We start from the raw sequence: 16,700 nt of genomic DNA, 5'->3' as shown, positions 1-16,700 counted from the left end.
ACTTGTTCAAAATGCTTACTCTATTTCTTATTCTTTACCCTGCCATAGCGGCCACCCTGATTTTTCTGATTGGGGGAGAGCGAATAAAACAGGTAGCGTTGATCGCTGCGCTGATTGAACTAGCGCTGGCTGTCTATTCCTTTTTCATCTTTAAACCCGATGCCAGTTCTCAGTTTGGGTTCGATTATCCGTGGATCGAGTCGTTGGGTATTCGACTAAGCGCGGGTATCGACGGCATAAGTGTCTTGCTGGTGTTGCTGACTGGGCTGCTGGTTCCGTTCATTATCCTCTCGACCTTTGACCGGACCTATAAACAACCCGCCACGTTCTACGCGCTGATGCTGTTTATGCAGGCGGCTTTAATGGGCGTGTTCACGGCTCGCGATGGCTTTTTATTTTACTTTTTCTTCGAAGCGGCTCTGATCCCGATTTACTTTCTGGCGGCTATGTGGGGCGGAGAAAACCGGATTCCCGTTACCTTCAAATTTTTCGTTTATACCATCTTCGGGAGCCTGTTTATGCTCATTGCGCTGGTGTATTTGTACTATCAAACACCAGCAGTCAATGGATCGGCCCACTCATCGGCCATCGCTGATTTTTACAAGCTACAACTGACACCGCAGGCACAAAACTGGATTTTCTGGGCGTTCTTCATTGCCTTTGCCATCAAAATGCCCGTCTTTCCTTTTCATACCTGGCAGCCTGATACCTACGTTGAATCGCCAACGCCTGCTACTATGCTTCTGGCGGGTATTATGCTCAAAATGGGTGTTTATGGTCTCATCCGGTTTATCCTGCCTATTGTTCCTCTCGGTGTTGAAAACTGGGGTAGAACAGCCATTGTGCTAGCTGTTATTGGCATTATTTACGGAGCGATCATTGCCATTCGCCAGCGCGATATGAAGCGACTGATTGCTTATTCGTCGTTTTCGCACGTTGGCCTGATGGCGGCCGGGGTGTTCTCCCAAACCGAAACCGGAATGCAGGGGGCTCTGGTACAAATGCTGGCTCATGGTATCAATGTCGTTGGCTTGTTCTTTGTCGCCGACATTATCTTTTCCCGAACCAGCACCCGTCAGCTCGACCAGCTCGGGGGTATTACACAGTCGACGCCTAAGCTGACCGTGTACTTCCTGATTATGTTGCTGGGAAGTGTGGCTTTACCGCTTACAAACGGATTTATCGGTGAGTTTTTGCTGCTGCACGGCGTCTTCACCTACAACCATTACCTGGGTTTAGCAGCTGGGTTCACCATCATCTTTGGTGCGGTATACATGCTTCGAATGTTTCAGAAGAGTATGTTCGGCCCCACATCGCCCCGTACAGAATCGTTTGCCGATCTGACCACCACAGAAAGCTGGGTGTTTATCCCGCTGGTTGTGCTCGTTTTCTGGATCGGTGTTTACCCACATACATTCCTTAACGTAACCGAACCTGCCGTGGCGAACCTGATGAAATACATCGGTACAACGTCAGTTTCCATGAAATAAGAACGTTTCCGGTGAGTGGATTACGGTCAGCACAACGTCAGCGCGTAATCTATGAACCGAAAACCCGGCGGGTAACCGCGTAAACTGTAAACCTATGTTTCCAATTGTTCTGTTATCGGTTTTTGGTATAGTCCTGCTGTTTCTTGGCTTCATAAAGTCGAGAGCCATCCTGTTACCTGCCACGCTCCTGTTTTTACTCATCACCTTAGCCGTCAACTTTCTCGACTGGAATAAGACCTACTTGTATTTCAACGATATGTTGCGGACCAACAACCTGGCTATGGTGTTTACGGCCATTGTGTTGTTGTCAGCTTTTCTGGTCGTTGCCCTGTCGAGTAGTTTGATTGACGGCGAAGAATCGCAACCCGCCGAATATTACGCCATCATTCTGTTTTCCCTAGTTGGCGCCGTCATGATGGTCAGCTTCGAAAACCTAACGATGCTGTTCGTTGGCGTAGAGATTCTATCGGTTGCCATGTATGTGTTAACGGGTAGCGACAAGCGCAATCTGCGTTCGAACGAAGCTGCCCTGAAGTATTTTTTGATGGGTTCTTTCACCACAGGTATTATGTTGTTTGGGATGGCCCTTCTATATGGGGCTACCGGCTCATTTACCATTGCTGGTATTGGTGCCTATGCGGCTCATCCGCAGGTAGGGCTTTCGCTGTTGCTGTATGTGGGGTTGCTTATGTTGCTCATCGGATTGCTCTTCAAAGTATCGGCGGCCCCTTTTCATTTCTGGACACCAGACGTGTATGACGGAGCACCAACAATTTTCACTGCCTTCATGTCTACGGTGGTGAAGACAGCAGGTTTTGCAGCCTTGTTCCGTCTATTGTCTGTTTCGTTTGTTGGGGTCTACAATTTCTGGTGGATTATTCTGGCGGTCATCACGGCGATTACCCTTGTGATTAGTAACGTTACGGCGGTTTACCAGAATAGCTTCAAGCGGATGATGTCTTACTCCAGCATCTCACATGCCGGTTATCTGCTAATTGGCTTAGCGGCTTTAGGCGCCCTCACCAAACAGGCTATCGTCTTTTATTCACTTGCCTATTCAGTCGCCACGATTTCTGCGTTTGGCATCTTGTTGTTAATCGCGCAGCAACGCAGTACGCAAACGATTACCGGTGAAGGCGTGATACGGGAAAACTACGATTCCTTCAACGGGCTTGCCAAGCAGAATCCATTTTTGGGATTTGCCATGACGGTGTCGATGCTATCGCTGGCCGGTATTCCTTTGACGGCTGGTTTTTGGGGCAAATTCTATCTGTTTTCGACCGCTGTCGAACGGGGGCAGATATGGCTACTGGTGATAGCGGTACTCATGTCGGCGGTTGGTATCTACTATTATTTTCGCGTTATCATTGCCATGTATTTCCGGGATGGGGCTACTGAACCTATCCGAATTGCTCCTTTTTATCGGTACGTATTACTGGCTGCCAGCATTCTGACAATTGGATTAGGCATTGCACCGGGCCTATTACAGGGACTTTTCTAATAAATATGTAACTGTTAGGCAGGCCATAGCCTAGAAAATAACTTATTGTTTGCTATCGAGTTTGTAAGTTTGAGCTGTTATTCAGTGTAAAGGCAAACAAATTCGACTATTTGTCCAGTAAAGCAGTGAACGTGAGCATTATTGACCAGCCGAAATATAAAAACTACAAAAGTTTTTTCTCGTTTTTCTTGACGGCTCTGCTTGGTGCATCTGTTAATTTCTTCAGCCAGATTCTCTATCGCAAATCATTCGATTACTCTACTAGTGTTTTTCTCGGCTATTTAACGGCTACTGTGGTTAGTTTCGTACCGACTAAACTCTTCGCGTTTTCGGCCAAGCAAACGGGCAACACAGGGCGCGAGATGATTAAGTTTGGCATCATTGCTCTGGTTGCCTGGGGCGTTCAGGTGGGTGTCGCCGTCGCTACGCTCGAGTGGATCGCCAACCCTTACTTTCCAAATGCAACTACCTTCTGGCGCGAGAAAGGCTCTCACGTTGTGGGTATGGGATTTAGCTTTCTAGCTAATTATTTTGGCCATAAGTTACTAACCTTTCGTAGTACAGGCATGTACGACAGAATCCGATTCCGTACTCCAAAAGAGGAAGAAAAGCAATATTGACTAAAGTAGTTTCTTCAATTAAGTGAATTGTAAATAGTAATATTCTAGTGATACTTGCTGTTTGTAGCGTATGAGTTGACTACAATTTTGGATTTACCAGGAAAAAACTATATTTGTGTCTGGAAACCTAAAAAATCACTGAAGGAATGAAAAAAGTATTCGCTTTATTGTTCGTTGGCAGCATGCTAACATTCGCAGCTTGTCAGAGCAAACCTAAAACAGAAGAAACAACTACCGATTCGACGGCTGTCATGTCAACTGACACCACCACGATGGCTACGGATTCTGCTTCGACCATGTCGACGGATTCAGCGTCAACGATGGCTGCTGACACCACGAAGAAATAAGTTCTTCTCGTCAAGATTTAAAAAAAGCCTTATTTTTATAAGGCTTTTTTGTTTTTATACCTTGGCAGATCCATTCACGGTTTATTTTCCTCCAACTGCTGCGGCCTATTGCCAGGCGCTTTGGCAGGAATATAAATTTCACTTTCGGGTTGTTAAACCGCGGCAGACCCGGCTCGGCGATTTTAGAGTATTGCCCAATCACCAGATTCAGATTACGGTCAATGCAAATCTCAACCCGTACGCTTTTGTGATCACATACGTTCACGAGGTAGCCCATGCCGACGTCAATCTGCGGTATAAAAGGCGCGTGCAACCCCACGGCAAAGCCTGGCAAACCGCGTTTCAGCGACTAATGCAACCGCTTCTAACAGAGGTTGTGTTTCCACCAGCCATCCTGTGGCCCCTTCAGCAATACATGGCTAAACCCGCAGCGACAACCTACGCCAACCCAGCGTTGATGATCGCGTTGCGCCAGGAGGATGCTCTCGTGCGGGACACAGTTGGAGAGAAAAAAATACTCTTGAGTAATGTGCCTGAAGGACAGGTATTTGAGTTTGCAAAAAAGACGTATGTTCGGGGTACGCTCCGCCGGACTCGTGTCGTTTGTAAAGAAGTATCTACGGGGAGGTCATATGCCATTCTGGCTCATGCGTGGGTTGCCCCCGTGAAAAATGAAGAATGACAAATGAAAACTAGCCAAAAAGTAGATGACATGTTGATCAGGCGATATTGGCTGTTCTATTTATTATTCACTTTTCATTCTTCATTTTTTACTCATTCCTTAAAGGCGCAGTCTGTTCTGCGTACGGGCATCTGGGTGAAAATTGGTGTGACCCAGTCGGGCGTTTATCGACTTAGTCAATCGCAACTCGCTCAGCTCAACCCAGCTTTTGCGACGGCTGACCCTAAACGCTTACGCTTGTACGGCAATGGCGGGGGGATGCTTCCCCAGCCCAATGCCCGCCCGCGTCTCGCCGACTTGACTGAGAATGCCATTCAGGTAGTGGGTGAAGCCGACGGCCGATTCGACGCGGGCGATGCGCTTCTGTTCTTTGGCCAAAGTCCGCACGTGATTCGATATGACTCCACGGCCCGCTGTTTTACCCATCAACTAAACGCCTATTCGGATACGACATTTTACTTTCTGACCATTGGCGATTCACCCGGCTTACGCATCGTCGATAGATCGGCGGGAGCCCTTGCGGCTACACCCACGGTTACCACCTTCGATGATTATCAGTTTCATGAACAGGATCTACTAAAACTTCCATCGGTTCGTTCAGGTCGGGAGTGGTTGGGTGAGTACATGACGAACGATACGACGCAGACCGTTTCCTTCGATGTGGCCGGAGCTGTGCCAACTGTGCCGTTACGCATAACGGCTTCGGCAGTAGCCGGCGCTACGTCACCAACGCAGTTTCAAGTGCAGGTTAATAAACAAGTGGCCGGCATAATGCCCATGTCGGTAATAGGCGGGTATGAATACGATTACCGGGCCGTTTCCCGGACAGATACATTTTTAACTAAATTGACAACGGCTGTTAGCTCTATTCAGCTGGCAATTACCTTCCAGAGAAAGGATCAGCCATCCGCGCAGGGGTATCTCAATTTCCTATCGGTACAGACCCAGCGTGAACTTCGGCAATATGACAACTCCATGTGGGTACGTCGGTTATCCGTTGGGCAAGTGGCGGTTCGGCAGGCCGCTTCCAGTTTGCGCGTTTGGGATGTAACGAATCCGCTTGTTCCCGCTAATCAGCTCTATACACTGTCGACCACACAGGGGGCCAGTTGGCTAACAACACGAACCAGTGATTATTTTCTATTTACTGAAGCTCAGTTTTTAGCACCCGTATCACTGGTAACAGTTGCGAATCAGGACATTCATGCACAGGCTGCCCCCGATCTGCTCATTGTAACACCAGCCGCCTGGCGTGAACAGGCCGAACGGTTAGCGCAGTTCAGGCGTGAACATGACCAGCTTTCGGTGCTAATCGTGACAACCCAGCAGGCATTCAATGAATTTGGATCTGGTCAGCCCGACCCAACTGCCATCCGGGATATGGCGAGGTATTTTTATCAGAAGCAACCCGCGAAGTTTCGGTATCTGCTGCTTTTTGGCGACGCAACGTTCAATTATCGCAACATAGGCGGATTGATCAGCTCAACACAGTTGGCGAACATGGTGCCCGTTTATGAAAGCCGGGAGTCATTGCATCCGGTTTTGAGTTACTCGTCGGATGATTACTTTGGGTTTATGGGGGCCGATGAAGGCGAATGGCCGGAAACCACGAAAGGCGACTATACAATGGATATTGGGGTTGGTCGATTGCCGGTAAAATCGGTTGATGAAGCTAGTACAGTGGTCGACAAACTGATCCGGTATAGTGCTGACCCAACTCTGTCGGGCGACTGGCGAACCCGGATAATGCTGATTGCTGATGATGGCGATTATAATATTCATGAGCAGCACGCTAACCAATTGGCGAGCAGCGTAGAGAAAAACGATCCCGCTTACCGACCCCAACGTGTCTTTTTGGATGATTATCCGCAGGAAATCACGAGCGATGGTCAGAAAGCCCCCCTTGTGAATCAGCTAATTGACCAGTCAATTGCCGATGGGCAACTCATCATCAATTATAGTGGACATGGCGGTAATTTAGTGCTTGCCGATGAGCAGATTGTAACGCTTAAGGATATTCTGTCCTGGAAAAACCGGAGATTACCGCTATTCGTCACTGCCACCTGCCAATTCGGGCGTTATGATGATCCGAATGAAAATTCAGGCGCTGAATTAACGCTGCTGAGCCGAACAGGTGGCGCCATTGGCTTATTGACCACTACCCGGCCTGTATACGCCAATACGAATTTATTACTGAATCAGGCTTTTTATGATGCTGCTTTTAAACCTGTCAATGGGCAAATGCCCCGCCTGGGTGAGATTATGCAGAGTACAAAAAATAACAGTTTGAGTGGGCCTGTAAACCGCAATTTTGCTCTTCTGGGCGACCCTTCCATGCGGCTGGCCTACCCACAAGCCAAGGCTGTGCTCACAAAGGTGAACGGAAAAGCCATTACGGATACCCGGCCGGATACATTGCGGGCGTTAGAAACCGTCGAATTGTCGGGCGAAATTCAGCAACTGGAGAAACGGCTTGCTAGTTTCACCGGCCTCCTCCGATTGACGCTCTATGATAAAAAAATAACGAAAACGACATTGGGCTCCGAAGCGGGGAGTCCAAAAATGAGCTACCAAACGTTTTCGGCCCCAATCTTCACAGGGCAGGTGGCTGTACAGCAAGGGCAGTTTACGGTACGGTTTACCATGCCTAAAGACATTAATTATACCGTTGGTTTGGGAAAGTTATACCTGTATGCCGTGCAGGCTGATAGCGTACTCGATGCGGCTGGTAGTTACGACAGTCTGCTCATTGGTAGTAGCGTTCTTGCGGATACGATTGACAGTCAGCCGCCTACTGTAGCGATGTCGGTGGTTGGTGGTGTACCTGACGGCGAATTGGTTCGGGTAGCCGGACCAGACGTGACCCTGCGAATTGGGTTGGCCGATAACCGGGGGATCAACATAGCTCGTTCTGGCCTGGGGCATGAACTTACGGCTCAATTAAACGCCCAACCAGTGGTGGTGCTGAACGAAAGTTATGTAGCAACTGGAACCGACGGACGCCAGGGGGAGGTGTTATACACGTTCCGGGATATAGCACCAGGAACGTATACGATTCGGGTCAAAGCCTGGGATATTAACAATAATTCGGCAGAGGGCTCGTTGACCATAGTAGTTTCGGCACGTCCGGGATTGGAAGTGACTATATTGCGGGCCAGTCCCAACCCGGTTAATTCACAAACCACCTTAACTGCCGAACTAAATCGCTCAGCAGAACCACTTGACTGGACATCGGGCATCTATGATTTAACTGGCCGATTGCTGTATCAGCAAACAGGGCAGTGTACCGATTGCGACGCTAATCTGGTTGTTGGCACCTGGGACGGGTTAACCAAAACGGGGGCGCCCCTGGCTAATGGCTTATATATTGTTCATTGTCAAGTTCGTTCGGCGGTTGATGGCACCATTGCCAACGCGACCTGCCGCTTAGTACTAGCCAAATGAATTCACAGACTTGAAGTTATCTCTTTTTCTAATTCAACCTTTCATCGTAATTTTGACCACACAGTACTGCCATTCTCACCATCATCGGTTGCTGTCGTTGACAAACTCACTTTATATGAAGCGCAATTTTTCCCGTGTTCTTCTCGGCGTTTGCAGTTTTCTTCCGTTCGTCGTTTCTGCTCAATCCACAACACCTACCCCTGCTCCAGTTACTAATCTTAACGGCCAGCTAAATATTCCTACTTCATCGGTGCCCTTTCTTAATTTCACCCCCGATGCCCGCTCGGGTGCGCTGGGTGATGCTGGTGTAGCCCTTGGTGATGTAGATGCCAATGCTATCTTTTGGAATCCATCAAAGTTAGTTTTTGCCAAACAGGATAAAGGAGCTTCAATTTCGTACACCCCGTGGCTACGCAACTTGATTGGCGATATGTATTATACCTATCTGAGTGGTTACTCAAAAGTGGGTAAAAACTCCGTAGTGGGTGGTTCGCTCATGTATTTCGACTTGGGAACGGTCGATTTTACAACAGCAACGGGTGTAGCAGCGGGTACATTCAATTCGCGGGAATACGCCATCACCGCTACATTTGCACAGCGTCTTTCCGAAAACTTTTCACTTGCTGTTGATCTCAAATACCTAAGCTCCAATCTGGCCGCTGGTAGTAGCAACCCAGGTCTGAAACCCGGCTCAACGGCCGCAGCCGACATCAGCGCGTATTATCAGAATGAAGCGCGCGATAATGCAACTGGTAAAGGAATTGGCTGGGCTTTTGGTGGTATGATCTCTAATCTGGGCGGTCGTATTAATTACGGTGGAACTCAGAGCTACTTTATTCCGACGAACCTGCGTTTAGGAACCCGGCTCACCATCTTTGCCGACCAGTACAACAAATTCAACTTCGTGGTGGATGCCAATAAATTAATGGTGCCAACACCTAACTTTCAGACGGTTAACGGTGTGATAACCAACGTAAATGCAAATAAGAACTATTTTAGCTCTGTCTTTGGTTCGTTTGCTGATGCGCCCGGTGGCTTTAGCGAAGAGCTGAAAGAAGTTACAATCTCGACTGGTGTCGAATATTGGTACAACGATCAGTTTGCGGCACGGGTTGGTTATTTTAACGAGTCGAATGCAAAAGGCGGTCGTAAATACGTAACAACCGGCATTGGTTTGAAACTACAGCAGCGCTTTGGTGTCGACTTTTCGTATCTGCTACCGGTTAAACAGGGTAGCGCACTGTCTGAAACCTTCCGGATTTCGTTATTGCTGAGCCTGAATAAAGGTAGCCGCATTGATGGCGATGATGAAGCTTATTCAAACGACTCCAACTAAATAAAAGAGCGAAGGAGCAAAAGAGTGAAAGGGTGAATCGAGCCGGATGGTTTTCACTCTTTCACTCTTTTGCTCCTTCGCTCTTTTGGCACTTATGACTCTCGATAGAACTCAGCCGCCTGCTTTTCAGGCTATTCAGCAAATACAATTACCCGCCGTTCAGTCTCACCGTTTGGACAATGGCATTCCGCTGCATCTTATTTCTGTTGCGCACCAGCCGGTTTTGCGGCTGGAGTGCGTGTTCAATGCCGGGACCTGGTACGAGCAAGTGCCAGGTAGCGCGTTTTTTACGATGAAGATGTTGTCGGAAGGAACGCCTTCTCGCTCATCAGCGCAAATTAATGAATACATTGACCGGTACGGCGCGTTTCTGGAACTGAACTCAGGCCCCGATCGGGCTAGTGTGGTAGTCTACTGCCTGACGAAGTTTCTACCCGATTTACTGCCGTTGCTTCGCGAGATGCTGACCGAACCGGCTTTTCCGCAAAAAGAGCTGGATGATCTGCGGAACATTACCCTTCAGAATCTGCGCGTTAACTACGAGAAAAATGCCTACCTCGCAGGAGTCCTTTTTCGGGAAACGCTCTTTGGCGCCGATCACCCCTATGGCCGGAGTCAGCGCCCGGAGGCTGTTGAAAAGTTGACCCGGCAAAGTGTTGTCGACTTTTTCGAGCGCGTTGTTCGTAATCGACCGTTTCAGATCGTGCTGGCCGGACAGGCCACAGAGAATGAGGTCGTCGCCATTAACCGTGAATTGGGCCAGTTGACTATTCGCACGGATACGCTGCCATCGGCTGATGGGCAAATAGAAGCCGATGAACAGTTAACCGTACTGGCTGAAAAACCCGACAGTATCCAGTCATCCATACGCATGGGCCGCCGGCTGTTTACCCGGTCGCACCCGGACTTCTTCAAAATGCTCGTTACCAATGAGGTTTTAGGCGGTTATTTTGGGTCGAGGCTTATGAAAAATATTCGGGAAGAGAAAGGCTTTACTTATGGTATCTCGTCGAATATGCCCTCGTTCCGGCGGGATGGGTATTTTCTGATTGGTACCGATGTTAATAAAGAAAATACGCAGCAGACGCTGGACGAGATTCGAAAAGAGATTCATATTCTGCAAACGGAGCCCGTATTGCCGGATGAATTAGAGACCGTTCAGAACTACATGGCTGGTGAGTTTGTCGGTTCTCTTAACACGCCTTTCGAAATTGCGGATCGATACAAGGTGATATTACTAGACGATATGCCTGCTGATTTCCTGACAACTTATATTCAAAAGGTACGGGCCGTGTCGCCCAGTGATATTATGGAGATGGCTACCCGCTATTTGGCTTCTGATAGCCTGCGCGAGGTGGTTGTTGGCGGAAAATAGGGCTTTATAAACTAATTTTCGGAAATTTATTTACTAGTACAGTTGTTTCGTAGGTTAAAAAGGTTGACCGTCTAGTAACAATACCTTAATTTTGACCTCACATTTCAGGGTCGATTGCGTCAAATCGGTCAATCCGTTTATCCAACAACAACTTATTTTATCTGTTGATGAATATTTTTCTCATTAGCATTACAGTGGTCGTGGCCTATTTACTGGGCTCAATACCTACGGCTGTTTGGTACGGACAGGGCTTCTTTGGTCTCGACATCCGTAAATTCGGCAGTGGTAATGCTGGCGCTACCAATACGTTCAGAGTATTGGGTAAACGGGCTGGCACAATTGTGATGCTTGTGGATGTACTCAAAGGCTATACGGCCGCTATTCTGTCCTCGTTGCTGTGGTACGCCGATGTTATTACGGATAAAGAAATTCTGACATTCAAAATTGTCTTCGGACTGGTGGCCGTAATAGGCCATTTATACCCTGTTTTTGCTGATTTCAAGGGTGGTAAGGGTGTGGCTACGCTGCTGGGAATGGTGCTGGCTACACATCCTGAAATGGCAGTTGTTTGCATTGGCATCTTTTTGCTGGTTGTTATCGCATCCCAGTATGTATCGTTGGGCTCAATTATGGCGGCACTTGCTTTCCCCGTTTTGCTGTTGCTCCGCATCTTTGGCCAAAAGGAAAGCCCCCTACTTATTGTTTTTGGATTCATTGTTTTTCTGTTGGTTGTGCTCACCCACCAGAAAAATATTGGCCGGTTACTGCGTGGTCAGGAAACGCGCACGGTCCTGATTCGTTTGCGCAAAAAGCGATAAAGACCAAAACGATTTCCAACAACATCAACGCCCCGACGTTGCGCAAAAAGTGCGTAACTTCGGGGCGAACTTTTAATAATGTATAATATAGGATGTATAATAGAGTCGCTTTTTATATATCGTACATCCTATATCCTACAGTTTGATAAGCATGACGACTTACCTTGAAGCCAACAAACAGCGGTTTTTAGACGAATTGCTGGAACTGCTCCGCATTCCGTCAGTTTCGGCCGATTCTAAATTTAAAGGCGATGTTCGCCGGGCTGCCGAATTTGTTAAAGAAAAATTACAGGCAGCCGGTTTAGATAATGCTCAACTCTTTGAAACGCCTGGCCATCCAATCGTTTATGCGGAGAAGCTGATCGATCCGGCCAAGCCTACGGTGCTGGTTTATGGACATTATGATGTTCAGCCCGCCGATCCTTATGAACTCTGGCATACACCTCCGTTTGAGCCTACGATCCGGAATGAACGGATTTATGCACGCGGAGCCTGCGATGACAAGGGCCAGTTCTACATGCACGTGAAGGCCATCGAGGCAATGGTGGCAACGGATGGGCTGCCGTGTAATGTGAAAGTGATGATTGAAGGTGAAGAAGAGGTGGGTTCCGACCATCTGGGCATCTTTGTCGCTGAACACCGGGATATGCTGAAAGCGGATGTCATCCTGGTATCCGATACCAGCATCATATCGAACGATACGCCTTCGCTGGAGACAGGTCTGCGTGGCCTTTCTTACGTAGAGGTACACGTAACGGGTGCTAACCGGGACTTACACTCGGGTGTATACGGCGGTGGGGTAGCCAACCCAATCAATGTATTATGCGACATGATTGCGTCTCTCCACGATGAAAATGGTAGAATCACCATCCCAGGCTTTTATACGAATGTCGCCGATTTAAGTGATGCCGAACGGGCTGAACTGGCAAAAGCACCTTTCGACTTAACTGAGTATAAGCGTGATCTGGGCATTAATGAGGTGATGGGCGAGGCTGGTTATTCGACCAATGAGCGTACCTCTATTCGGCCAACGCTCGATGTGAATGGTATCTGGGGTGGCTACATCGGCGAAGGTGCCAAAACGGTATTGCCCTCTAAAGCATCGGCTAAAATCAGTATGCGGTTGGTGCCTAACCAAACGCCTGAGGAGATTACGGAACTGTTTACCCAACACTTTACATCCATTGCACCAGCCGGTGTCACGGTTACGGTTGTGCCACATCACGGTGGCATGCCCTATGTTACGCCCGTCGATTCCATTGAATTTGAAGCGGCCAGTAAAGCGTTTGAAGATGCCTGGGGAAAAAAGCCAATTCCAACACGGGGTGGTGGAAGTATTCCCATTATGGCTCTCTTTGAGCAGGAGCTTGGCGTGAAATCCATCCTGATGGGTTTTGGCTTGGACAGCGACGCCCTGCACTCACCCAATGAGAGCTACGGGCTGTTTAACTTTTACAAAGGCATCGAAACCATTCCTTATTTCTACAAACATTACGCCGAACTCAAACAGTAATCCTACCCCTTACCTAGCTTACTTATTAACCCCGATTTTTCCTTTATGAAACAAACGCTGTCGGTTCTTTTACTGAGTATTTTATTAGGAGCAGGAGCTTTGGCACAAACGCCGACCACACCACCTGCCCGTGTTTTAACACCTGCTGAGCAGCGGCAAAAAGAAAAAATAGATCGGGAAGTTCAGCGCGAACGCCAAATTCGGGCAGAATGGTTGCAGAAACAACGCGAATACGAAGCCAGACAGGCCGAGAAGGAGCGGCAACGGGCTGCCAAGAAAGCGGGTAAGCCTATTGCCCCGCCAGCGCCCGTTACTGCCCCGGCATCCACGGGCAACCCACCGTCGACAAGTACACCCGCACCAACTGTTGCTGAGCCAACGCGCAAGGAAAAGCGCGAACAACGCAAAAAAGAAGCGGCTTCAGCACCAACACCTGCTAACGCGCCCGTTGCCGAACCTGACGCTCCGCCGGCCCCGGCTGCCGAAGCTCCTGTTACAACGCCACGCCCCGAACGGGTTAAGCGGGAAAGAAAGCCCAAACCGGTTAGTTCAGAGCCTGTTGTTGCGGAAAGTAATCGCGACGCAAGCGTCGTTCGGCCGGGACGGGAATTTCTACCGAAGGGACATTTATTTGATCCGATCTTGCTGGACCCCCTCGAAGCGCAAACTTACGGGAGCATTCTGCCGGGTTACTGGACGGAAGGTAAAAAATACAAAGGAAGCATCGTGCCGTTTGCTTTTGGGTTTGCCAAGCCATTTTATCGTCGCTCAACCGACGCAACGCACGCAGAGGAATGGGTACTGGATTTAGCGTCCTTCACGCAGTTTGAGGCTTATCATGACGATGTACAGGATAAAGCCCGTCGGCAAATCATGAATACTGATTATAAAATCAGCATTATTTACAATGTTCGCCGGGGTGAAAACAACTACCGGTTTCGGGTTTATCACATCTCTTCTCACCTGGGCGACGACTATATCTACCGAAATAAACTGACCGCTCCATCGCCTAATTCAGTCAACTATGAACAGCTAGACGCTACCTACAGTCGTGTGGTTGATAACTGGCGTTTATATGGTGGGCTAGGCATTGTGTTGCGGAAAGCGGAAGAACGTAAGCTGATGAGCGCTCAGTTGGGTGCATTCTATAAAAAGCCTTCGGCTAGTGCGGCTCGTCTGGTAGGTGGTGTTGATATTAAATTCTGGCAGCAGACGGATTTTCGGCCCGGTATTCATGGCGGCATTGGTATTGAGTTGGGCCGTACACAAAATAACCTGACGTTTCTGCTGGAAGGCTATTCCGGTTTCCGGCCTTATAGCCAGTATGAACAACAACAAACATCGTGGATAGGGGTTGGCCTGTATCTAAACCCGTTTTAAGAAGGGTATGATATAAGTATATGCTGTATGATACATGGAAAGCTGATCTATATCATCCGTCATATACCCTCTATCATACATCATACATTTATCATAAACATGAATTTATCTGCATTAACGGCGATCTCGCCAGTCGACGGTCGGTACCGGTCCCAGGTTGACGCTCTAGCCCCTTATTTTTCTGAATTGGGCTTAATTCATTACCGCGTTCGCATTGAGATCGAGTATTTCATTGCGCTCTGCGAGTGGCAGGTTCCCCAACTGGCCGGTGTGGATCGGTCGCAGTTTCCAGCGTTGCGGGCGCTTTATGAAAACTTCACAGAGGGTGATGCGTTGCGCATAAAGGAAATTGAGAAAACGACCAATCACGACGTTAAAGCTGTTGAATACTTTATAAAAGAAAAGCTGGAAGGCTCGTCTGTGGAGCCTTTTCTGGAGTTTGTCCACTTCGGGCTAACCTCACAGGATATTAATAATACGGCGATTCCACTGCTTCTGAGCGACGCCCTCGATACAGAGATCGTTCCGCTCTATCGGGATGTATTTATGCGATTGCAGGTGTTGGCTGAACAATGGAAAGACGTTGCCATGCTCGCCCGCACCCATGGCCAACCCGCTTCCCCGACGCGTTTGGGCAAAGAACTCCTGGTGTTTGTAGAGCGAATAGAAAAGCAACTCCAGCTTTTGTCGACCATACCAACGGCCGCCAAATTTGGGGGCGCAACAGGCAATTTCAATGCCCATATGGTTGCTTATCCTAAAGACGACTGGAAGAAGTTTGGGGATACCTTTGTAGAAGGCTTGGGCATGGTTCGCAGCCAGTTTACGACCCAGATTGAACATTACGACATGCTGGCCGCTACGCTCGATGCCTTCAAGCGTTTGAATACCATCCTCATCGACCTTGACCGTGATGTGTGGACGTATGTCTCCATGAACTACTTTAAGCAGAAATTGAAAGAAGGAGAGGTGGGCTCTTCGGCGATGCCGCACAAGGTCAATCCCATTGATTTTGAGAACTCAGAGGGTAACCTGGGTATTGCCAATGCCTTGTTCGAACACTTATCCGGCAAGCTTCCGATTTCCCGGCTTCAGCGCGATCTGACTGATTCGACGGTATTACGAAGCATTGGCGTTCCGTTCGCCCATTCGGTTATTGCGCTGAAATCCTTGTTGAAAGGGCTGAGCAAACTGGAGCTAAACCCTGCTGCCATTGCGGCCGACCTGGAAGAAAACTGGGCCGTCGTTGCCGAAGGTATCCAGACCATTCTCCGTCGTGAAGGCTATCCCAAACCCTACGAAGCGCTTAAAGCCCTGACCCGCACGAATCAGAAGATTACGGCACAAACGATCAGCCAATTTATTGACGAGTTAAACGTCTCTGATGCTGTAAAGGCCGAACTACGCGCTATAACGCCGTTTTCGTACACAGGTTTGTAGCTATAGATGTGTTTCGGTAAGCGTCACAACGATTAACTAGTTTTGACTTCGAATGCCTATTTCCCGCATAAAATCATCTTTGTAATTACTCCCAATTGGTAGTTCTATTGTGTCAATAAAAACTCGATTGCCTTCAATATGAGTGATCCTGGATTTGTTGACGATAAACGAGCGATGTATACGAATAAAAACTTTTTGGGGAAGTAGTTCGGTGAAGGTAGAAAACGCCATGCTAGGTGTAATCAGGTTTTGCATGGTAACGATCTTTGTGTAATTGCCATTGGCTTCCGCATAGAGTAAATCATCGTGCAGGATCTTACATATTTTCCCGTCAAATTTGATAAAAAGGTAAGCGTCTCTTTTTGTGGAATCTGTTGTGGGCATGCCCTCCGGCGCTAATTTTTCGACCGCTTTATCAACAGCGACAATAAAGCGGTCCAACGAAAAGGGTTTGAGCAGGTAATCGCAGGCCGATAGATCGAACGCGTTGACAGCGAACTCTTTGTACGCTGTGGTGAAGATTACCTGCGGTTTACTTTTCAGCGTTTTTAAGAATGCGATTCCATCCAGTACAGGCATATTGATGTCCAGAAATAAAATATCAATTGCCTTTGTTTGCATGACCGCTTTCGCTTCCAGCGAATTGCCACACATGGCGGCCACGTGCAGATTGGGTAAATGACCGCAATAGGTTTTAACGATCTCGCGGGCAATCGGTTCATCGTCTACAATCAGGCAATTATAGGTGGTCATG

Annotated in this window: 13 protein-coding genes; 12 read left to right on the top strand and 1 reads right to left on the bottom strand. The window is 48.3% G+C overall.

All coding sequences use genetic code 11. The features are described from left to right. Positions 1-11: 11 nt before the first annotated feature. The 12 genes from SD10_RS23200 to purB all read left to right on the top strand — a co-directional run bounded on the left by SD10_RS23200 (position 12) and on the right by purB (position 15,946). Complete coding sequence (locus SD10_RS23200) at positions 12-1,490, top strand: complex I subunit 4 family protein (RefSeq protein WP_046577141.1); 1,479 nt, start codon at positions 12-14, stop codon at positions 1,488-1,490. Between the two features lie 94 nt (positions 1,491-1,584). Then, positions 1,585-2,991, top strand: a complete 1,407-nt coding sequence (locus tag SD10_RS23195) for an NADH-quinone oxidoreductase subunit N (protein WP_046577139.1) — start codon at positions 1,585-1,587, stop codon at positions 2,989-2,991. 110 nt (positions 2,992-3,101) lie between these two features. Beyond that, the gene (locus SD10_RS23190; RefSeq protein WP_046577137.1) at positions 3,102-3,611 is read left to right on the top strand and encodes a GtrA family protein; all 510 of its coding nucleotides are present in this window, start codon (positions 3,102-3,104) and stop codon (positions 3,609-3,611) included. A 146-nt stretch (positions 3,612-3,757) separates the two neighbouring features. Next, positions 3,758-3,958 carry a hypothetical protein gene (locus tag SD10_RS23185; RefSeq protein ID WP_046577136.1) on the top strand — a complete coding sequence of 67 codons (201 nt, stop codon included), beginning with the start codon at positions 3,758-3,760 and terminating at the stop codon, positions 3,956-3,958. A 61-nt stretch (positions 3,959-4,019) separates the two neighbouring features. Continuing rightward, a complete protein-coding gene (locus SD10_RS23180) occupies positions 4,020-4,640 on the top strand; it encodes a SprT family zinc-dependent metalloprotease (protein WP_046577134.1) in 621 nt (206 codons plus the stop codon). 3 nt (positions 4,641-4,643) lie between these two features. After that, the gene (gene porU, locus SD10_RS23175; RefSeq protein WP_046577132.1) at positions 4,644-8,084 is read left to right on the top strand and encodes a type IX secretion system sortase PorU; all 3,441 of its coding nucleotides are present in this window, start codon (positions 4,644-4,646) and stop codon (positions 8,082-8,084) included. Between the two features lie 115 nt (positions 8,085-8,199). Next, entirely contained in the window at positions 8,200-9,420 is a 1,221-nt protein-coding gene (gene porV, locus SD10_RS23170) for a type IX secretion system outer membrane channel protein PorV (protein ID WP_046577130.1), read from the top strand. A 94-nt stretch (positions 9,421-9,514) separates the two neighbouring features. Continuing rightward, positions 9,515-10,795, top strand: coding sequence for a M16 family metallopeptidase (locus SD10_RS23165; protein WP_046577128.1), 1,281 nt, complete (start codon positions 9,515-9,517; stop codon positions 10,793-10,795). A 167-nt stretch (positions 10,796-10,962) separates the two neighbouring features. Then, positions 10,963-11,613, top strand: coding sequence for a glycerol-3-phosphate 1-O-acyltransferase PlsY (gene plsY, locus SD10_RS23160; protein WP_046577126.1), 651 nt, complete (start codon positions 10,963-10,965; stop codon positions 11,611-11,613). A 151-nt stretch (positions 11,614-11,764) separates the two neighbouring features. Further along, entirely contained in the window at positions 11,765-13,126 is a 1,362-nt protein-coding gene (locus SD10_RS23155; RefSeq protein ID WP_046577124.1) for a dipeptidase, read from the top strand. A 45-nt stretch (positions 13,127-13,171) separates the two neighbouring features. Further along, positions 13,172-14,506 carry a DUF1207 domain-containing protein gene (locus SD10_RS23150; RefSeq protein WP_046577123.1) on the top strand — a complete coding sequence of 445 codons (1,335 nt, stop codon included), beginning with the start codon at positions 13,172-13,174 and terminating at the stop codon, positions 14,504-14,506. A 99-nt stretch (positions 14,507-14,605) separates the two neighbouring features. Then, on the top strand, positions 14,606-15,946 hold the full coding sequence (purB, locus tag SD10_RS23145; RefSeq protein WP_046577122.1) for an adenylosuccinate lyase: 1,341 nt from the start codon (positions 14,606-14,608) through the stop codon (positions 15,944-15,946). Between the two features lie 36 nt (positions 15,947-15,982). Here the strand turns inward: purB and SD10_RS23140 are convergent, their stop codons facing one another. After that, positions 15,983-16,699, bottom strand: coding sequence for a LytR/AlgR family response regulator transcription factor (locus tag SD10_RS23140; RefSeq protein WP_046577120.1), 717 nt, complete (start codon positions 16,697-16,699; stop codon positions 15,983-15,985). Position 16,700: the final 1 nt, after the last annotated feature.

Source organism: Spirosoma radiotolerans (assembly GCF_000974425.1).
In the GTDB taxonomy this organism is placed as follows: Bacteria; Bacteroidota; Bacteroidia; order Cytophagales; family Spirosomataceae; genus Spirosoma; species Spirosoma radiotolerans.
The sequence above is the reverse complement of the archived record's forward strand: the minus strand, read 5'-3'. Positions and strand labels throughout refer to the sequence as shown.